19 protein-coding genes are annotated in these 19,052 nt (G+C 70.5%); 7 read left to right on the forward strand and 12 right to left on the reverse strand.

The features are described from left to right. Window positions 1-47 precede the first annotated feature (47 nt). Together MFF06_RS10630 and MFF06_RS10635 are read left to right on the forward strand one after the other, a co-directional pair. Complete coding sequence (locus MFF06_RS10630; RefSeq protein WP_238203621.1) at window positions 48-332, forward strand: hypothetical protein; 285 nt, start codon at window positions 48-50, stop codon at window positions 330-332. Window positions 333-464: 132 nt separating this feature from the next. Then, window positions 465-1,469 carry a magnesium transporter CorA family protein gene (locus MFF06_RS10635; protein WP_238203623.1) on the forward strand — a complete coding sequence of 335 codons (1,005 nt, stop codon included), beginning with the start codon at window positions 465-467 and terminating at the stop codon, window positions 1,467-1,469. A 379-nt stretch (window positions 1,470-1,848) separates the two neighbouring features. Here MFF06_RS10635 and MFF06_RS10640 read toward each other — a convergent pair whose 3' ends face one another. Together MFF06_RS10640 and MFF06_RS10645 are read right to left on the reverse strand one after the other, a co-directional pair. Next, window positions 1,849-2,280 carry a CBS domain-containing protein gene (locus MFF06_RS10640; protein ID WP_238203625.1) on the reverse strand — a complete coding sequence of 144 codons (432 nt, stop codon included), beginning with the start codon at window positions 2,278-2,280 and terminating at the stop codon, window positions 1,849-1,851. A gap of 150 nt (window positions 2,281-2,430) precedes the next feature. After that, window positions 2,431-3,246 carry a rhomboid family intramembrane serine protease gene (locus MFF06_RS10645; RefSeq protein WP_238203626.1) on the reverse strand — a complete coding sequence of 272 codons (816 nt, stop codon included), beginning with the start codon at window positions 3,244-3,246 and terminating at the stop codon, window positions 2,431-2,433. 363 nt (window positions 3,247-3,609) lie between these two features. Here MFF06_RS10645 and MFF06_RS10650 point away from each other — a divergent pair, with 363 nt between their 5' ends. The 3 genes from MFF06_RS10650 (at window position 3,610) to MFF06_RS10660 (ending at window position 5,303) form a co-directional block, all read left to right on the forward strand. Then, a complete protein-coding gene (locus tag MFF06_RS10650; protein WP_238203627.1) occupies window positions 3,610-4,218 on the forward strand; it encodes a PAS domain-containing protein in 609 nt (202 codons plus the stop codon). Between the two features lie 122 nt (window positions 4,219-4,340). Further along, window positions 4,341-4,985 (forward strand): PilZ domain-containing protein, encoded by a 645-nt coding sequence (locus MFF06_RS10655; RefSeq protein ID WP_370876741.1) that lies wholly within the window; start codon window positions 4,341-4,343, stop codon window positions 4,983-4,985. A gap of 78 nt (window positions 4,986-5,063) precedes the next feature. Further along, on the forward strand, window positions 5,064-5,303 hold the full coding sequence (locus MFF06_RS10660; protein WP_238203629.1) for a hypothetical protein: 240 nt from the start codon (window positions 5,064-5,066) through the stop codon (window positions 5,301-5,303). 77 nt (window positions 5,304-5,380) lie between these two features. Here the strand turns inward: MFF06_RS10660 and MFF06_RS10665 are convergent, their stop codons facing one another. From MFF06_RS10665 to MFF06_RS10675, 3 genes are all read right to left on the reverse strand, one after another. Next, window positions 5,381-6,310, reverse strand: coding sequence for an AEC family transporter (locus MFF06_RS10665; protein WP_238203814.1), 930 nt, complete (start codon window positions 6,308-6,310; stop codon window positions 5,381-5,383). A 150-nt stretch (window positions 6,311-6,460) separates the two neighbouring features. Further along, window positions 6,461-6,925 (reverse strand): hypothetical protein, encoded by a 465-nt coding sequence (locus MFF06_RS10670; RefSeq protein ID WP_238203630.1) that lies wholly within the window; start codon window positions 6,923-6,925, stop codon window positions 6,461-6,463. Between the two features lie 87 nt (window positions 6,926-7,012). Further along, window positions 7,013-8,194, reverse strand: coding sequence for a trans-sulfuration enzyme family protein (locus tag MFF06_RS10675; RefSeq protein WP_238203632.1), 1,182 nt, complete (start codon window positions 8,192-8,194; stop codon window positions 7,013-7,015). 113 nt (window positions 8,195-8,307) lie between these two features. Between MFF06_RS10675 and MFF06_RS10680 the strand changes: the two genes are divergently transcribed. Next, the gene (locus MFF06_RS10680) at window positions 8,308-8,838 is read left to right on the forward strand and encodes a TspO/MBR family protein (protein ID WP_238203634.1); all 531 of its coding nucleotides are present in this window, start codon (window positions 8,308-8,310) and stop codon (window positions 8,836-8,838) included. A 217-nt stretch (window positions 8,839-9,055) separates the two neighbouring features. On the opposite strand, the gene MFF06_RS10685 is transcribed toward MFF06_RS10680, so the two are convergent. From MFF06_RS10685 to MFF06_RS10700, 4 genes are all read right to left on the reverse strand, one after another. Next, window positions 9,056-9,586, reverse strand: coding sequence for a phosphate-starvation-inducible PsiE family protein (locus tag MFF06_RS10685; protein ID WP_238203636.1), 531 nt, complete (start codon window positions 9,584-9,586; stop codon window positions 9,056-9,058). A gap of 326 nt (window positions 9,587-9,912) precedes the next feature. Further along, a complete protein-coding gene (locus tag MFF06_RS10690; RefSeq protein ID WP_238203638.1) occupies window positions 9,913-10,470 on the reverse strand; it encodes a DUF4337 domain-containing protein in 558 nt (185 codons plus the stop codon). 80 nt (window positions 10,471-10,550) lie between these two features. Next, window positions 10,551-13,685: an efflux RND transporter permease subunit gene (locus MFF06_RS10695; protein WP_238203640.1), complete on the reverse strand. Its 3,135-nt coding sequence runs from the start codon at window positions 13,683-13,685 to the stop codon at window positions 10,551-10,553. 9 nt (window positions 13,686-13,694) lie between these two features. Continuing rightward, a complete protein-coding gene (locus MFF06_RS10700; protein WP_370876742.1) occupies window positions 13,695-14,885 on the reverse strand; it encodes an efflux RND transporter periplasmic adaptor subunit in 1,191 nt (396 codons plus the stop codon). 167 nt (window positions 14,886-15,052) lie between these two features. Here MFF06_RS10700 and MFF06_RS10705 point away from each other — a divergent pair, with 167 nt between their 5' ends. Then, window positions 15,053-15,235, forward strand: coding sequence for a hypothetical protein (locus MFF06_RS10705; RefSeq protein WP_238203642.1), 183 nt, complete (start codon window positions 15,053-15,055; stop codon window positions 15,233-15,235). Between the two features lie 153 nt (window positions 15,236-15,388). Here the strand turns inward: MFF06_RS10705 and MFF06_RS10710 are convergent, their stop codons facing one another. Genes MFF06_RS10710 through MFF06_RS10720 form a run of 3 tightly spaced genes read right to left on the reverse strand, consistent with a single transcriptional unit; the run spans window position 15,389 to window position 18,625 of the window. After that, window positions 15,389-16,423: a glycosyltransferase gene (locus MFF06_RS10710; RefSeq protein WP_238203644.1), complete on the reverse strand. Its 1,035-nt coding sequence runs from the start codon at window positions 16,421-16,423 to the stop codon at window positions 15,389-15,391. Then, entirely contained in the window at window positions 16,420-17,511 is a 1,092-nt protein-coding gene (locus MFF06_RS10715) for a glycosyltransferase family 2 protein (protein ID WP_238203645.1), read from the reverse strand. Before MFF06_RS10715 ends, MFF06_RS10710 begins: the two co-directional genes overlap by 4 nt. A gap of 16 nt (window positions 17,512-17,527) precedes the next feature. Next, complete coding sequence (locus tag MFF06_RS10720; RefSeq protein ID WP_283207263.1) at window positions 17,528-18,625, reverse strand: glycosyltransferase family 4 protein; 1,098 nt, start codon at window positions 18,623-18,625, stop codon at window positions 17,528-17,530. Between the last annotated feature and the right edge of the window lie 427 nt (window positions 18,626-19,052).

The raw sequence follows: 19,052 nt of genomic DNA on the forward strand, positions 1-19,052 counted from the left end.
CGTCACCTGTTTTTTCCCCAAGGGAGAGGCATGACGGAGACCAGGAGATGACCCCGAGGAACACCCCCATTCGGACGCTTGCCGCGACGCTCATGGTCGCGTCGTTGCTGCCGCCGGCTGCGGCGTTCGCCAACTCCGACGGGTTGCCGCATGTGACCGGCACCGGCGGAGGCCCGCTGACGACGGTGACGGCCCCCCACACCCAGGGCACCGGGGTCACCAAGCCGCCGGGCGCCGCCCTCCAGGGCGAGGCGGGCGAACTCGCCGCCCAGCACCGTCGCGGACAGATCCTCAGCGACCGGCTCCAGCGCAGCATCTGCAACGGCTGCTGAGCGCCCCCGGGCACGCCCGTCACGGAACCTTCAAGAAACCGCGCCACATGCCCCCGGCCCCTTGCGCGTGCCGCCGTCGTGCGGGATGCGGGGCGCCGGAAGCCGTCGCCGTTTCTGAAGTCGAGACCGTTCGTGATCTTCATCCATCAGCCCATCACGGAGGCCGGGCAGCACCTGCTCGAGCGCCGGGCCGTGAACCTTCAGGATGTCATCCCCGAGGACACGCTGTGGCTCGACCTCATCAGGCCGACCCGCGAGGAGGAGCTGAAAGCCGAGGAATTCGCCGGGATCGAGGTGCCGACCCGCGAGGAGATGAAGGACATCGAGCCCTCCGAACTGCTCTACGTGGAGGACGGCGCCCGCTACATGACCGGTCGGGTGCTCTCGAAGGTGACGGGATCGGAGGAGCCGGGGCTTGCCGGCATCACCTTCATCCTGCGGGGCAACCGGCTGATCACCGTGCGGCATGAAGAGCCGCAGGCCTTCCGCATGTTCACCCAGCGCGCGGGCCGGGCCACGGGCAACGGCCACGCCGTGGTGGCATCGGGCGATGCCATCCTGGCCGGGCTGATCGAGGCGGTGATCGACCGGGCGGCGGACGTGCTCCAGCTCCAAGGCGAGCGGATCGACCGTCTCTCCGGCTCGATCTTCGAGGTGCAGGAGGATCCGAGCGCCCGCAACACGGCCCTGCAGGACACCCTCCGGGCACTCGGCCGCCACGGCGACCTGATCTCGAAGCAGCGCGAGAGTCTCGTCTCGATGGAGCGGATTCTGCTCTCGCTCTCGGCGACCTACCGGACCAACAAGGCCCCCCGCGACCTGCGCGAGGACGTGCGCTCGACCCTGCGCGACCTCCAGTCGCTGGAAGAGCACGCCACCTTCCTCTCCACCAAGATCCAGTTCCTGCTCGACGCGACTCTCGGTCTCGTCAACCTGGAGCAGAACAACATCATCAAGCTGTTCTCGGTCATGGCGGTGGTCTTCATGCCCCCGACGCTGATCGCGTCGATCTACGGCATGAACTTCAAGTCCATCCCCGAGCTGGACTGGTCCTTCGGCTACCCGATGGCCGTCGTCATGATGGTGGTCGCGGCCGTGCTGCCCTACGCCTTCTTCCGCTGGAAGAGGTGGCTGTAGGCGTCCTGCGGTCATCACGAGCGATCCAGGGCTGCGCGCCGTTCGAAGGCGCCCCTGGATTGCTCGCTCGCAAGGACGGGAGTTCGAGCCGACCCGCCTGGCTCTGTTGCCACGGATGCGGGACGCTCGCGGACGGGGCGCATCCCCCGCTCGCTCCGTTCCCCCCGCCATGACGGGAGGGGAGGTCCTGAGAGTCCGGCCGGACAGTCAGCCCTTTTCCCCTGCGCGACCTCATCCCGAGGTGACGGAGCGCACCGGAGGGCTCGAAGGAGACCTCCAGGGATCGCGGCGCGCTCTGGAGCCCTGCTTCGAGGCGGCTTCGCCGCACCTCAGGATGAGGGGGTGGGATGGGAGGCGGAGGGGCTCTCCGGCCAGCCTCTCAGGCCGTCGTGATGTACTCCCTGAGCGCCTGATGCTCCGCCTCGACGGTGGCGATGCGCCGGGCCACGACGTCGCCGATGGAGACGATGCCGACGAGGCGGCCGTCCTCGCAGACCGGAACGTGGCGGAACCGGCCGTTGGTCATCAGCTCCATCACGTCCTCAATCGTGGCCGAGCGGTTGCAGGTCGTGACGTGGGTGGTCATGTGGTCGCTCACCGGCGCATCGAAGGTCGCCGCGCCGAGGCGGGCCAGCGCCCGCATGATGTCCCGCTCCGAGACGACGCCTGCCACAGTGCCGTCCGGATGCGCGACGACGAGGGCGCCGATGCGCTGCTCCGCCAGCGTGTGAATGACGTCTCCGAGGGTCTTGTCCGGGCTCACGGTGGCCACGGTCGTCCCCTTCTCGGCGAGAATGCGCGCGACGGTCATCGATCCCTCCCTGTGGGCGAATGAGGCGTCCCGATCGTCCCGGCACGCCGGTCCGGGCCGGGTTGATCCCGGCTTCCGTAGTTCGCGGCGAGTGTGTGACCGAATGCGCGAACGCGCAAGATCGTGATCGCCGCGGACGTCGCGGCATCCTCAGCGCCTGACCGGACCGGGCCGGTCAAAGAAGGGAAACAGCAGGAAGCCGACGACGAAGCCGCCGAGATGCGCGTCCCACGCGATGGCCGAGCTGTCGGCGAGGAGCGGCGTGCTCACCACACCGAAGATCAGGTTGGTCACCAGCCAGATCGCGAGGAAGGACACGGCGGTGCGGTTGCGCAGCAGTTCCGGGATGGTCTCCACCGGGCGGTGCACCGGCACCTGCCAGGGCGCGCCGTAGCCGGAGACGGGGGGCTGGAAGACGAAGCGGGAGGCCGCCGCCATCAGCGCCGAGATGCCCGCCGAGGCGCCCACCAACGGTGTGGCGCCGAGCGGATCGACCAGGATGTGCAGGAGGCCGCCCGCCACGATCCCGGCCAGGCCGATGGCCAGGAAACGCCAGGGGCCGCAGCGGCGGGCGACGGGGGTGCCGAAGGCCGCGAGCCAGACGCTGTTGAAGATCACGTGCATCCACGAACCGTGGAGCAGGGCATAGGTGGCGAGCGTCCACGGTTCCAGCGCACCCTCGCCGATGATGTAGCGGGCGAATGCCTCCCGCAGGGGGGCGACGTCCGGCGCCCCCGCGCCCGCCGCCGCGAGCACGTCCGCAGCGCGGGACGGATCGAACCAGATCGTCCAGCGGGCCGGCACCAGGGCGAAATCGAGCACGAGACGGATATCGGCGGAATCCGGAAGCAGGTATTCACGGATCGCCTGGATCGCGAGAATCACCCCGATCGAGGCGGTGACCACCCCGGGCATGTTGAAGACCGGGGCGCGGCTCTGGCGCGGGAAATCGGGCAAGGCATCCATCGTCCCACATGTCGTTGCCGCGCCGCCGCGGGCAAGCCCGTCCCGGCAGGGAAGTGCACGTCCGTCCCGGCGGGGACCCGAGGGCGCCGCGCCGACGGGCCGGGGACGGCGGCGACTGATTCGTCCCGCGGGGGGCGAGATGCCGGTCGCCCTGGGGATGCAAAGTTGAGTTGCAAGGTAAGCCGCAATCTTTAGTTGCGATTAGGCTTAACCAAACTCGAACTTTTCTCACGATTGGCGCCAATCTACGGGCATAGGGATTGCCGGGAGACCAGAAATCCGCACGATGCCCCGGCGAGATATGTTAACTTTGTCTCAAAATGGGCGGTAGCGGGGGCGAAGTTGTACCGACTCGGGACCGATATGAAGCATCCCACCAGCCACCGTCTTCACGCGTACTGGGATCAGCTCCGCGGAGACCGCGCGGCTCCAGAGCGCTCGGAGATCGAGCCCGGCGAAATCCGTCATCTTCTGGCAGATAGCCTGATCCTCGAACTCGATGTCCCGGCCAAGTCGGCCGTGATCCGCCTCGCCGGCACCAGGGTCTGCGCCCTGTACGGGCGCGAACTGCGCGGCCAGCCCTTCTCGGCCCTCTGGGGGGACCGCTCCTGCGATGCGTGGCGCCTCGCGGAGACGGTGGCCCTCGACACGCTCGGCGTGGTCGCGGGCCTGCGCGGCGTGAACCGGGCGGAGGAGGGGCTCGACCTCGAACTGCTGCTGCTGCCCCTGCGGCATCGGGGCCGGCCGCATGTGCGCGCGCTGGGCGCCCTGAGCTTCACCAGCGCGCCGCACTGGCTGGGCCTCCGGCCGGTGCTCCGCGCCGAGACGACCTCCCTGCGGATCCTGGCGCCGCGCAGCCGCACCACCCGGCCGGGGGCCGGCCAGGGTGGCGGCGACGTGCGCCGGCCGGTGCTCCCGGAGGGCGTGGTGCAGCGCGGGCACCTCATGGTCCATACCGGAGGGCGGGCCTGAGCGGACGGATCGACAGAATTCGTTGCGCTTCGGTGCGCCAAGATCACTGAAGTCGCGAGTGGGAAGGCTTTCGTAAAGGCTCGGCGCATACCTTGATGCCGACGTGTAGAAACTGACGACCCATGGTGGCGATGCTCGCGGTAGACTCCGAACGGAGACGGACCCTCACCGCGTACCCCTTCGGCGACGCGGCGGGGGACCGTCGCCTGCACCAGCGCGTGAAGGTCGCGGTCCTCGGCCGTTACATGCTGTCCGACCGCCGGGAATATCCGTGCCAGACGGTGGACATGTCGCCGGGCGGCGTGCGCCTCACCTGCGCCGTCATGGGCGAGGTCGGCGAGCGGGTCGTCCTCTATCTCGAGTTCATCGGCCGCATCGAGGGCGTCGTGGCTCGGCAGACGCAGGGCGGCTTCGCCGTCCGCCTCGCCGCCTCGGCCCGCAAGCGGGACAAGCTCGCCTCCCAGCTCACATGGCTCGCCAACCGCGAGATCCTCGGCCTGCCGGAGGGCCGCAGCCACGAGCGCATCGTGCCGGACAAGCCGATGGTGACGCTCAAGCTGGAGAATGGCCGCGAGGTCGTCGCCCGCCTCATCGACATCTCCCTGTCGGGCGTCGCGATCCAGTGCCCCGTGCAGCCGCCCATGGGCAGCGTGGTGACGGTGGGCAGCACCCCCGGCCGCCTCGTGCGCTTCTTCGACGGCGGCTTCGGCGTGCAGTTCATGCTCCCCCTCTCGCCGGATCGGTTCCACGCCGGGATGACCCTGTAGACGGGAGCGCCGCGGGCAAGCGGAACCGTAGGACGGCGGTCGCCGTTCCTTGGCGCATATCCCCTCTCGGAGCCCCCGATGCGCCACTTCCTGCCCGCCGCCGCGCTGCTGCTCGCCGGCCTGACCCCGCAGATCGCCGCCGCCCAGACCACCATCATCGAACGCGACCGGCCGGACACGGTGGTGGTCGATCGCCCCGTCTCCGAGCGGAAGACGGTGGAGACCCGCGAGACCAGCGACGGCTGCTCCTCGAAGACCGTGACGAAGACCAACGACCTCGGCGACCGCAAGACCGTCACCAAGGAAAGCTGCGACTAACGTCTCGGCCCGGCGGCCGGATCGCCCCGCGCGATCCGGCCATCGCGCCCGCCCGCGTCATCGCCCAGGTCTTGCGTTCAGGTCTTGCCGAGGACGGCGAGCCAAAGCAGCGTGGTGATGGGCGCCAGCAGCGTCGAGACGAGGACGGAGGCGGCGATCATGCCGGTCTCTGTCTTGTAGCGGACCGCCATCAAGTAGGCGTTGATCCCCACCGGCATGGCCGCGAACAGCACCGCGACGCCGGCATAGGCCACCGGCATCGAGAAGACGTGGAAGGCAAGCAGCCACACGGCCAGCGGGTGGAGGATGTTCTTGAGAAGCGCGATCACCGTGGCGCCCCTCAGGTCGAACAGCACCCGGTAGCGCTTCAGCCCCGCCCCGAGGGCCACCAGCGCGCAGGTGGAGGCGGTGCCCGCGAAGGCGTCGATCAGCGCCTTGGGGAAACCCGAGGGCGTGACCCCCAGCGCCTTCATCGCCATGCCCACGCCGAGCGACAGGAAGATCGGGTTCTTGAGAAGGACCAGCGCGAGGCCCCTCAGCCGGGCGAGGATCGACTTGTTCGCGTCCGACTCCACGAGGAACGTGGCGCAGCCCATCATCAGGGGCAGGTGGACCGCGAGCAGCATGAACAGCGGGAAGGCCCCGTCCTCACCGTAGGCCTGGAGGATCATCGGGACGCCGACGAACACCGTGTTCGACTGGCTGGCGGCGAAGCCGTGCAGGATGGTCCCCCGGCGATCGATGCCCGTCCGCCGCCGCGCGATGAGCGTTCCGGTGAACCACGAGGCCGCCGCCCCGCCGAAATACGAGAACCAGTAGGACCACGCGACCTCGCCGGTCATGCCGGGGCGGGTCAGGGTCGAGACGATGAGCGCCGGAACGGCGATGGCGAAGACGTATTCGGACAGGCCGTCGCTCACCTTGTCCGAGATCAGTCCCGCGAGCGCCGCCCCCCAGCCGATCAGGACGATCCCGAAGATCGGAGCGATGATGGTAAGGGCGTTCACGGGTAGACGGCCGTCTTGCGCTGCCATGCCGAAGGGCTCGGCGGCGCATAGCACGGCCTGGTATGCAAACGGGGCCGACCTCCCCCGCGTCGTGCGGCGCCGACGCGGGGTGTGGCCGCCGATCGTCCCGGGCGAGGAGCCCGCGACGGCTCAGTCCTTTTCGAGAACCTTGATCGGGTCGGTCCGCTGGCTCGGGCTCGGCTCCTTCGTCATGTTCTGCGGCCCGGAACTCTCCGTCTGCACGGCGCGGTAGGAGCCGTTGCCGCCCACCGCCGTGCTTTTGTCCGGAGTGCCCGAGGGCACCGTGCCGGTGGCGAGTTCCAGGCAGGTGATCATCTCCACGTAGGACGGATAGCCGCCTGCCTTGAACTGCGACTCGCACTGGCGCTTCGCCGGGGTGGTGAACTTGCTCCAATGCTGCTCGGCCTGCCGCTTCGCGTCGCGCTCGGACCGCAGGCAGCCCTCGTAGCTCGCCTTGTCGTCGACGGTGGGGTCGGCGACCTGAGCGGACCGGCAGGTCCGCTCGATGTCGAGGTTCGGCACGGTGTCCGCCAGCGCGGGCACCGCGCAGAGGCCGAGGAGGAGGCCGGCTGCGCCGGACAGGAGAACCTTCATCGTCTGAACCCATGGATGCGAAAGGGCGCCCCTGACGGGGCTTTGGGCGACAACGCGCCATGTCCGCTTTCGGTACCAACGGTCGTTCTACGGACGCTCGGGGCCGCCATGGGCGCCGCGCAGGGCGCCGTCCAGATCGCGGAGGAGATCCTCCGTGTCCTCGATCCCGGTGGAGAGCCGCAGCAGATCGGGCGGGCAGGGGCTGTCCGGCCCCTCGACGGAGGCCCGATGCTCGATCAGGCTTTCGACGCCGCCGAGCGAGGTCGCCCGCTTCCACAGCTTGACCCGCGCCGCGGTCGCGATCGCCCCCGCCTCGCCCCCCGCCACGCGGATCGAGAGCATGAAGCCGAACCCGTCCCGCATCTGGCGCGCGGCGACCGCGTGGCCGGGATCCTCGGGCAGGCCGGGATAGAGCACGTGGGTGACGTGGGGGTGCTCCCGCAGCCGCCCGGCGAGGCGGAGCGCCCCCGCCGACTGCGCCGCCGCCCGGAGGTGAAAGGTGCGCAGGGAGCGCATGAGCAGGTAGGCCTCGAACGGCCCGAGAATGCCCCCGCTCCCGGCACGGATGGCGCCGATCCGCTCCCAGAACGCGTCCGCCCGCGCGGCGGCCAGCACGCCCGCCACCACGTCGGAATGCCCGTTGAGGATCTTCGTGGCGGAATGCATCACGATATCGGCGCCGAGATCGAGGGGCCGCGTGTGGAAGGGCGAGGCGGCGGTGGAATCCACCGCCAGCCGGGCACCCGCCCCGTGGGCGATGATCGCGGCGGCGGCGATGTCGGTGACGGTCCAGAGGGGATTCCCGGGCGTCTCGATCCAGACCAGTTTCGTGGCGCCGGGGCGCACCGCCGCGCGCAGGGCCGCGAGGTCGTCCGTCTCCACGAAATCGACGGTGAAGCCCCGCCGGGGCGCCTCGTTGCGCAACCAGCGCTTGAGCGCCCAGTACATCACCGTGCCGGCCACCACATGGTCGCCGGGCTCAAGGGCGCCGAACACGGCGGTGGCGGCCGCCATCCCCGAGCCGAAGAGCATCGCGCCCGCCTGCGCGCCCTCCAGCATGGCGATGACCGCCTCGGCCTCCCGTACGGTGGCGTTGTCGGGCCGGGCGTAGGAGTAGCCGGAGCTGTAGCCGTTGTCGGGGTCGCGCAGGAAGGTCGTGGCGACGTGCAGCGGCATCACCACCGCGCGGGTCACGGGATCGATCCGCCCCATCGCCTGCGCCGCGAGGCTCCGGCGCGAGAAATCCACTGCCGCGTCGTCGCCGGCCATGCCGTCCCGTCCCTTTGATGCGTTAGTGCCTGACATGACGTCCCCATTCCGTCCGTCCCATGCGCTGGCATGACGGAGGGGCCGTCGCAACCCGTGAGCCCCGCCGAGACGTCATGCCCGCCCCCTCGCAAGCCACCACGCGTGTCCCCGAAGGACCGGCCCTGTCGCCTTGGATGCGCCTCGCCGCCGCGATCCTGCCCGTCGCCGCCACGGCGGTGGTGGGCTCGCTCTCCACCCAGGCCGAGATCGAGGGTTGGTACGCCCAGCTCAACAAGCCGTGGTTCAACCCGCCCGACTGGGTATTCCCCGTCGCTTGGACGATCCTCTACACGATGATCGCCATCGCGCTCTGGCGGCTCCTGGGCGCCCGGCCGCGCACCGGACCGAGCCGCGAGGGCTGGCGGCTGGCGCTCGCCGTCTTCCTCGTGCAGATCGCCCTCAATGCCGCCTGGACGCCGGTCTTCTTCTCGGCCCACGCCATCGGGCTCGGCCTCGTCGTGGTGGCGGCCCTGTTGGTGATGGTGCTGTGGACCATCCGCCTCACATGGCGGTTCGACAGCCTCGCCGCATGGCTGCTCATGCCCTACGCCGCCTGGGTCGCCTTCGCGACGATCCTCAACGCGGCGATCCTGCGCGTGAACTGAGGGCGGTGGGGGGCAGAGCGGCCCCCTCGCCAACGCGACGCGCAGCGTCTCGCGGCCTGAACGAGGCAGTCTTGCAGGACCGTCACGCCCTCATCGTCATTGCGAGCGTCAGCGAAGCAATCCAGGGTCGCGCCGCGCTCTAAATCGTCCCGCCGTCCTGGATTGCTTCGCCCCGCGCGCAATGACTGAGACGCTTGCGACCCTTGCGACTGGCCGCTCATCCCCCCGCATCCTCGTGCTTTTCCTCGCCCGCCGGCTTCCCGTCGTCGCGGGCGCGGTGCAGCAGGAAGATCGCGAAGACCATCACGATGATCAGCCCGGCCAGCACACCGAGCTCGATCATCGCCGCCTGGAACAGCGCGTATTTTTCCGGCGGCAACTCCTTGGCGTGGGTGAGTTCGGAGGATTGCAGGGTGATCACGAGCACCCGCCGGATTGAGGCGATCAGCCCGACGATCAGGAACGGCTCGCAGGTCAGCTTGCCCGACTGCATCGACACCCGCACCGTGTGCAGGATCTCGATGATCATAAGCAGGAACAGCAGCCGGTCGATCACCTCCAGGATCTGGTCCGCCCCGCCGAGGGAGTGCAGGGCGCCCCAGGTCAACACCGTGGCCTCCACCAACGCGGCGATCGCCGTCAGCGCGAGGAGGATGCCGAGCGCCGCGTAGATCGCGTGTTCGGTGTGCAGGAAAATGAAGCTCGCCGCCTTCGTCAGGCGGCCCTGGTCGTCGTCGCGCTCGGCCATCGTCGGTAACCCCCCGGTTTCCCCACGGTGTAGAGCGCGGCCGTACGAAGGGAATACCGGGTGAGCGAGTGGTCTCTCCGCTCCGTGTGCCGGTCTCGGCGAGCGCGACGCGGCACCGGGTGGCGCGGTCACCGGTCTTCGACCGAGGAGCCGGCCTCTCCCACCCCTCTCCTCATTCTGAGAGGTTGGCGGGAAAGGTCGTCGCCCCCTCCGTCTTCGCTCGCAAAGACGAGGAGGGTGGATGGGGGAATTCGAATCCGTCGATCAGGCTCCGGGGTGTCCCGCAGTCTCCTCGCGCTTCGCTCCGCCCGCGACGACGCGGGGTCTCAGTGGAGGAACGGCAGCGTGTGCGGCGCGAGGTAGCCGAAGGCCAGAAGCACGGCGCCCGCGACGCCGAGGGCGCCGCCCGCGAAGACCAGGGCGGCGATGCCGGTGATGACCTCGGCCGAAGCGAGCACGATGCCGATCTGGAAGGCCGCCGAGGCAAGTTCGTAATGGTGGTAGCGCAGCAGCGAGAGGTCCCGGCGCTCCTCGGCCTGCTTGGCCTTGGCCGAGAGTTCCTTGCGGCCCTCGCCGGTGCCGGGCTCGGAGTCGTAGCGGGCGATGGTCTTCGCCCAGTCGGCCCGCTTCGCCTGGATCGCCTCCTGGCTGGTGCCGGGCGGCAGCAGGGCGACCGCCTCGTCGGCGGTCCTGAGCACCGTCATGCGGATCGTCCGCGCCTGGAAGAAGGCCCAGAGGTTCGAGGCCTCGACGTTGGCGCCCAGCGCCTCGGTCTGCGAAGCCTTGCCGAGGGTTTCGCTGAAGGCCAGGAACAGGGCCAGCACCGCGATCAGCAGCGCCACCTTCTTGTTCGACCCCTCGACCGCGCCGTGACCACCCGACATCGCAATCCCCTCGTGATTCCCGGGACGGGAGACACCCTATCGGGGCGGCGAGCGCAAGGGCGGCCGGCGGCGCGGGGTGCCTATTCCGCCGCCACCCGGGGCGGGCGGTGGCCGTCGTTGGAAGCCGGTGGGTGCTCGTAGTCCGGGTTGTCGAGCGGGTCGTCGCGCTCGCCGATGAACCGGCCGAGGACCCGGCCGATGAAGCGCGAGAGGTCGTCCATCAGCACGAAGATCGCCGGCACGAAGACGAGGGACAGGCCCGTCGAGACGATGAGCCCGCCGATCACCGCGATGGCCATCGGCGACCGGAACTCGCCGCCGATGCCGAGCGCCATGGCGGAGGGGATCATGCCGGCCGCCATGGCGATGGTGGTCATCACGATGGGACGGGCGCGCTTGCGGCCGGCATCGACGATGGCGGTCGTCCGGTCGACGCCCTCGCGGATCTGCTCCACGGCGAAGTCCACGAGCATGATCGCGTTCTTCGTCACCACGCCCATCAGCATCAGGATGCCGATGACCACGGGCATCGAGATCGGCTTCTGCACGATGAGCAGCGCCAGGATCGCCCCGCCGATGGAGAGCGGCAGGGAGAACAGGATGGTGAGCGGCTGGAGGAAGTTGCCGAACAGCAGGATCAGCACGCCGAACACCATCATCAGCCCGGCGCCCATGGCCAGCGCGAAGCCCTCGAAGACCTCTCCCATCACCTCGGCGTCGCCGGTCTGCTTGATGGTGACACCAGGCGGCAGGTTCTTCGCCGCGGGCAGCTTGAGCACCTGGGCGATGAGTTCGCCCAGGGCGTCCGACCCCTGCATGTCGCCCTCGATGGCGACGCGCACGGCGCGGTCGTAGCGGTCGATGGCGGTCGGCCCCTGGCCGAGGGTGATGTCGGCCACGGTGGCCAGCGGCACCGCCGCCCCGCCCTTCACCGGGACCTTCATGGCCCCGAGTTCGGAGAGCTGGCCGCGCAGGACCTCGGGCAGTTGCACCCGGATCGGGATCTGCCGGTCGGTGGCGTTGAACTTGGCGAGGTTGAGCCCGATGTCGCCGATCGTGCCGACTCGCACCGTCTCGGCGATGGTGTCGGTACTGATGCCGAGGTCGGCGGCCACCTCGGGCTTGGGCCGGATGCGGATCTCCGTCCGGTCGAGGGGCGCCGTCGACATCACGTTGACGAGGTGGGGCACGCCCATCGCCTCGCGCTGGAGCCGCGCGGCGACATCGGCCACCACGGCCTTGTCCGGCCCGGAGACGATCAGGGCGAGGTCGCGCTGGCCGCCCTCGCGCAAAGCCCAGAAGCGCAGGTCGGGCTCCTGGCGCAGGATCGCGGCGACCTCCGCATCCACCTGCTTCTGCGTGCGCTCGCGGGTGTTCTTCGGCGTCAGGTTGATGGTGAGGCTCGCGAGCCGCACCTCCTTCTTGGCCGGCAACTGGCGACCGCCATCCACGAAGACGCTCTTCACCTCCGGCAGCTTGCGGATCCGGTCCACCAGCGTGTCGCTGACCCGGACGGTGTCCTGGAGCCGGGCGCCGGGGGGCAACTCCACCACGAACAGCGTGCGGGCTTGGTCCTCGGCCGGGAGGAAGCCCGCCGGCAGGAGGCCCGTGGACATGATGGAGGCGACGAAGCAGGCGAGGCCGAGCACCAGCGTGATGTACTTGTGCCGGACGGACCAGCCGACGAGGCGCGTGTAGGCCCGCATCACCCGGCCCTCGTGGCTGTGGTCCGGCCCGTGGTCGCGCAGGAAGTAGGCGGCCAGCAGCGGCGTGATGAGGCGGGCCACGAGCAGCGACATGAACACCGCCGCCGCGATGGTGAGGCCGAACTGCTTGAAGTACTGCCCGGCGATGCCGCCCATGAAGGAGACGGGCGAGAAGATCGCGATGATCGTCGCCGTGATGGCGATGACCGCGAGCCCGATCTCGTCGGCGGCCTCCAGGGAGGCGCGGTAGGGCGACTTCCCCATCCGCATGTGCCGGACGATGTTCTCGATCTCGACGATGGCGTCGTCCACGAGGATGCCGGTGACCAGGGTGATGGCGAGCAGGCTCACGGCGTTGAGCGAGAAGCCCATGGCGCTCATGGCCCAGAAGGTCGGGATCACCGAGAGCGGCAGGGCCACCGCCGCGATGAGGGTCGCCCGCCAGTCCCGCAGGAACAGGAGCACGACGATCACGGCGAGCGCCGCACCCTCGATCAGCCCCATCATCGCCGAGTGGTAGTTGCCGATCGTGTTGGTGACGCTGGTGTCGATCAGGTCGAAATGCACGTCGGGCCGGGCCGCGTGCAGCTCCGCGATCTTCCTGGCCACGCCCACGGAGACGTCGGCGTCGCTGGCGCCCGTGGCGCGGGAGATGGCGAAGGCCACCACCGGCTCGCCGTTGAAGCGGGCGAAGGTGCGCGGCTCCTCGGCCGTGTCGGCCAGCGTCGCCAACTCGTCGAGGCGCACCTTGCGGTTGCCGGGCACGACGATGGACGTGGCGGCCAGCGTGTCGAGGCTCGCCGACGCCGCGAGCGCCCGGATCGACTGCTCCTGCCCGCCGACCTCGCCGCGCCCTCCCGCCATGTCGGCCGAGGTGAGGCGCAACTGGCGGTTCACGTCGGCGGCGGTGATGCCCAGCGACAGAAGCCTGTCGGGCTTGAGGGTGACGCGGATCTCCCGGGCGACGCCGCCCAGCCGCTCGACGCCGCCCACGCCCTTCACCGATTGCAGCCCGCGGGCGACGACGTCGTCCACGAACCACGACAGGTCCTCCGGCGTCATGGCGGGGGCCGAGGCGCCGTAGATCATGATCGGCAGGCCCGCGATCTCGACGCGGGAGATGATCGGCTCGTCGATGGTCCGCGGCAGGTTGATGCGGATCTTGGAGATCGCATCCTTCACGTCGTTGACGGCGCGGTCCTGGTTGATCTCCAGCCGGAACTCGATGGTGGTGGTCGAGATGCCCTCGGTGATGGTGGAGAGGACGTGCTTCACGCCCTTCACCCCGGCCACCGAATCCTCGACCCACTTCGTCACCTGGGTCTGCAGCTCGGAGGGCGCGGCGCCGGCCTGGGTGATCGTCACCGCGACGATCGGGATGTCGATGTTCGGGAAGCGGGTGATCGGCAGGGAGCGGAAGCTCACGAGCCCCAGCACCATCAGCACCAGGAACAGCACGACGGAGGGAAGCGGCTTGCGGATCGCCCAGGCGGAGACGTTGAGGCGCATGGTCGGTCCTCAGCGCGCCGCCGCGACGGAGGCCGCGTCCACGGCCCGCACCCGGTCGCCGTCGCGCAGGAAGCTGCCCGCGCGGGCCACCACCCGCTCGCCCGCCGCGATGCCCTTGCGGATCTCTGTGTAGCCCTCGGCGGAGAGGCCGGGCACCACGGTGCGCGCCTCCACCCGGCCGTCCTTGGCGACCAGGACGCTGGCCCGCCCGTCGGCGGCGTAGAGCAGGCTGGAGACCGGCACCGACACGCCCTCGCGCCGGGCGATCTCGACGGTGCCGCGGGCGAAGGCGCCGATCCGCAGGGCGGGATCGTCGGCGAGCCGGATGCGGACCTTGCCGAGCCGCGTCGCCCGGTCGACCTCGGGGTAGACCCGGCGGACGGATCCCTCGATGGAGCGGCCCTGATCGATGACGAGCCGGGCGCGATCCCCGACCTTCATCCGCGAGAGCCACACCTCGGGCACCTCGCCCTCCAGCTCGATCTCGCCCCGGGCGATGAGGCGGAACAGGGGCTCGCCCACGGCGGTGGCGGTGGCGCCGACCCGAGCCGTGCGGCGGTTGACGATTCCGGCCTCGGGCGCCCGGATCTCGGTACGCGCCCGCCGCAGGGCGATCTCGGAGCCGGCGGCGCGGGCGGTGGCGAGGTCCGCCTCGGCCACTTGCAGCCCTCCCTTGGCCGCGGCCACGCGGCCGGTGGCGGTCTGCGCGGCGGAGGCACGCTGCTCCAGCACGGCGGGGGTCGCGTTGCCCGTCTTCGAGAGGGCCTGCGCCCGCTCGTAGGACAGGCGCGCCTCGGTCTCGGCGGCCTCCGCCTGCACGATCTGGCTGCGGGCCTGGGTGATCGCCGCCTCGGCGCGGGCGATGGCGGCGGTGTTCGAGGCCTCCTGCGTCGCGATCATCTCGCTCGACAGGCGGGCCAGGACTTGGCCCCTGGCGACCCGGTCGCCCTCCTCGACGAGCAACTCCGTGATCCGCAGGCCCTCGACCTCGGGGGAGACGAGGATCTCGTCGCGCGGCACCAGCGTGCCGGTGACCACGGCCCGCTCGGTGATCTCCCGGCTCTCGGCGGGCACCACGGTCACGAGGGGAGCGAGGGCGCTCGCATCCGGCACGGTGGCGGGCTCCACGGCCCGCGCCGGGATCGTGAGGAGCGCGGTGAGGACCAGGGCGCAGGCGGCGCCGGTAAGGCGGATCGACAAGATTATGGGCTCACATCGGCGAGTCGCAGTTCGCAAGTCTCCCTCCCGCGCGAGCCCGGCCTTTTGATGGCGAACGAGCCTCGCCGTTGCGATCAGAGTGCGTGCAACCCGAGAAACGGTCCCGCGTTTTACCATTAGAATTGATCTCGCACAGGCGCAGCCGACCAATGAGCATTTTCCAGATCCGACAGAAGACCAGCGGCGCGGTGCTGTGGACCGGTTCGGCGCCCGATGCGCAGGCCGCCCTCGATGCCATGGCGCGCGAGGCCGGGTACCGCGACTTCGCGGCGCTGCCGGAGACTCTGCGCACGCGGGGCGTGCAGGCCGACAAGCTCGATTTGGTTTCGTAAGCGCCCCGCGGTCCTCCCATTCACATCGCCTTCGGGACCAAAGCGAAGCGATCCAGGGAGCCGTCACGCTTCGAGGCGTGGGGCTACCCTGGATCGCTTCATTGCGTTGGCGCAGGCACTGGAGCCTCGCGATGACGGTGTGTATTGGGTTTCTCAGCCGCCCGCGACGCTGTCGAGGAACGCCGCACACCGCGTGAGGGCCTCAGGCTCGTGGAGCCCGCCGATCCGTTCGGGATCGAGGTCGAGAACTGCGGCGATGACGGCCGGCCACTCCGCCGCCGCCGGCCAATCCGAGCGGACGACCGCCGCGCCGAGTCGGGCCAGGGCCTCGGCTTTCACCGTCTGCTCCCCGAAGCCTCGGGGTTCCGGCAGGCACAGGAAGCGCTGGCGCTGAGCACTCGCCATCGCCACGAGACCGTCGCCTCCTCCGCCCACGAGGATGGCCGCCGTCGCCACGCGCGGGCCGATCCGCTCGACCCATCCGTGCACATGCAGGTTCGGTGGCATCTCGGCCTGTCCCGACACGGGGCCGTAGACCTGCCACTGCCGCTCGGGCACCGCCCGCGCCGCCGCCGCGAGGGCGGGCAGGTCGCCCCCCGTGCCGCCCCGGCCGAAGACCACCGCGATATCCGTTCCCGCCTGCGGAGGCGCCGCCGCGTCCTCTCCGAGGAAGCCCGCATAGAAGGTCTTGTCCCGCACCCAGGCGGGTGTCTCCGGCGCCTCGAGGGAGGCCGGGAACGGCGCGAGGATGCGGCTCGCGCTGCGGAAGGCTTCGAGATGGGGCGTATCGGTCCGGTCCCCGGCGAGGCGCACCACCACCGTCGGCAGCGACAGGAGACGGGCGAAGAGCGACACCTCCACGGAGACGTCCACCACGAGGAGGGAGGGATTCGTCCGCTCGGCCCACTCCGCGATCAGCGCCATGCGGCGGCGCAGGCCGGGATGGTTCAGGGGCGCGTAGTGGAACGCCTCCGGCCGCGCGGCCTCTCCGTCCCGTCCCGAAAAGCCTTCCGCCGGGTCGAGGGGCCGGTCATCCGGCAGGTCGAGGGCGGGCAGGCCGCCCGGATCGAGGCCCGCGAGGGTGCCGATGACGGTGCAGGGCCGGGCGAGGTGGGCGGCCACGGCGCGGGCGCGGTGCAGGTGCCCGGCACCCTGGTGGTGGACGTACCAGCCGATCCCGCCGGTCACGCGGCCGCCTTGGCGGCGGTCCCGCCCGCCAACCGTGCGGCCAGCGCGTCGAGGTCGGCGATGGCGCGGTCGATGTCGCAGGCGGCGGCGGGGTCGGCTCCGGCCTCGATCAGCCGGTCGGCCCGTTCCACGAAGGCGAAGGCGTTCGGGCACCCGCCCGCCAGGATCGCCGCGAGATCGTTGGGGCCGAGGCCGTGGGCCGCGCAACGCTCCGCGCGGGCATCGTCGGACAGGGCGAAGGCCCGGCGCAGGTCGGCCCGGCGCAGGACGACCCGGTGCCAGTGGGCGGCCTCCGGCAGCCGATAGGGCTCCCCGGCGGCGGCGCGGGCCCGGCGCTCCATCTCGGTGGCCATGCCGCCGGTGACGCGCCCGTCGCGGCGGGCGGAGACGAAGACGCTCACCTGCGGGCAGTGCCGCAGCCGCGCGCCACGATCCCGCATCAGGCCGACGAGGGCGTTGTCCTCGCCGCAGGGCAGGGGGGGCAACCCGCCGACCGCGCGGTAGAGGGATACGGGAAAGGCGAGGCTGGCGCCGGTATGGTCGCCATGGCGCGGCGCCGGATCATGGGGGAGGGGGTCGATCAGTTCCTCGATCCGCCGCACCGCCGCCCAGTAGCGCTCGACGCGGGCGGTGAGGTCGGCCACCGCCGGGGCGAGGGCCTCGTCCCCGTCGATCACGAGGCGACCGCCGACGATCTCCGCCGCGCCGAGCGCCGTCAGGTTGGCCGGGAGCCAATCCGCCGGCAGGCGGGCGTCCGCGTCCGTGGTGAGCAGGATGCCGTCCCCGGCGCCCTCCGCTTCCAGCCACTCGGCGCCCGCTTCGAGGGCCATGCGCCGGGCGGTGCCGACATGGGCCTCAGACGGGGCGAGGGTGGCCGAGATCAGCCGCAGGTCGAGCCCGTTCAGGGAGCCCGACGCCTCGGCGTCGCGCACGGCCTCCTCGGTGCCGTCGGTGCAGTTGTTGGCCAGCACCACGACCTTCAGGGCCGTGCCCGGCCCCACCCCCTCCTGCGCCGCGAGGCTCGCGAGCAGGCGGGGCAACCGCAGGGCCTCGTTCCGGGCCGGAATGCAGACGACGCAGGGACGCATCGGAGGTGGTCCTCGATCAGGCCCGGCCGCCCGCGACCCGGCGCAGGGGCGTGTGGGCCCGCTCCGCCGCATGGGCGATGACGGATTGGTAGATCTCGAAGTACTTCTCGAACATCGATTCGGCGTCGTAGAGGGCCTCCGCCCGCTCGCGGCACGCGCGCCGGGACAGGATGGCCGCGCCGCGGATCGCCTCGGCGAGGCTCTGCGCGTCATCCGGCTCCGCGAGGCGCCCGCAGGTCTCGTCCAGGATGTCCGGCATGGCACCCCGGCGGAAGGCCGCCACGGGCGTGCCGCAGGCCAGCGCCTCGGCGACCACGAGGCCGAAGGGCTCCTCCCAGCGCGGCGAGACGATCGCCACCCTTGCCTTGGCGAGGTGGCGGGCGAGATCCCGGTGGGTGAGGTGGCCGAGATGGGTGAGGTCCGGCCCGAGGCGCGGCGCGATCTCCTCGTCCCAGTAGCCGGGGTTGAGCTTCGGCCCGGCGAAGACGAGGGGCAGGCCGGCGGCGCGGGCGGCGTCGATGGCGAGGTGCAGGCCCTTTTCCGGCACGATCCGGCCCGACCAGAAGGCATAGGCCGGCTCGTCCGGCGTCGCCCCGAAGGCGAAGGTCGAGAGATCGACGCCGTTGCCCACCACCTGGGCGTGGGGCACGAACTCGGTCCAATCCTGGGCGAGCGAGGTGGAGACGGCCAGGAACGCCATGTCCGGGTCGGCCTTCACGATGCCCTTGGTCAGGGCCTCGAAGGGCGGGCAATGCAGCACCGTCACCCAGGGCAGCCCGAGTCGACCGCTCTCCTGCAGGGGCAGGGCGTGGAGGGAATTGTTGTGGACGAGGTCGAAGCCGCCTTCGGCCACCATCTGCATCATCCGCCGGTAGGCGTCCGCCTCGGTGCGGTCGATCTCCTCCTCGCGCTCGGGATGGGTGAGCGCGTCGCCGGTCGGCTCGCACAGCATCACGGGGTCGAGGACGGGATCCGAGCCCTTGCTGGCAAACAGAACCACATCGTGCCCGTGACGCCGCAGCGCCGTAGCGAGCAGATGGGTATGCATCTCCAATCCGCCGGCATGAGGTTGTCCGATCGGATACTTAAGATGAGCGAGGACTGCGATCTTCACGCGCGCACCGATACGGCAAAGGAGGAGAGTGGAAAGACCAGCCACGCGTCGATGACGAGAGGTCGGCCCGGGGCGGAAGCGGCGGTTAACACGCACATGTTCTCGTGGACGTTCCTGCCGCCGGCGGCGCCTCTCGATTCCACCCACGGCAAGTCTGTCCGTACGGTCTAGCCGCGCGGGTCTGAACGAGTGATGATCGTTTCGGTAAAGCGGGCGTTCAGGTGTCGACGCGCCACCCCGTCATTGCGCGCACGCTGCCCGGTGATCGCGAGTGGAACGAAGCAATCCAGGGGTGGAGGGCCGCTTTTCGACCGTAGCGCATCCCTGGATTGCTTCGCTTTGCTTACAATGACGGCGGAGGTTGCAGAGCCGAGGGCGTCGATCCAGACGGTGGCGTGACCCGAAACTGGAAAAACTGGGGCAGGAA

This window comes from Methylobacterium aerolatum (assembly GCF_022179085.1).
Lineage (GTDB): Bacteria > Pseudomonadota > Alphaproteobacteria > Rhizobiales > Beijerinckiaceae > Methylobacterium > Methylobacterium aerolatum.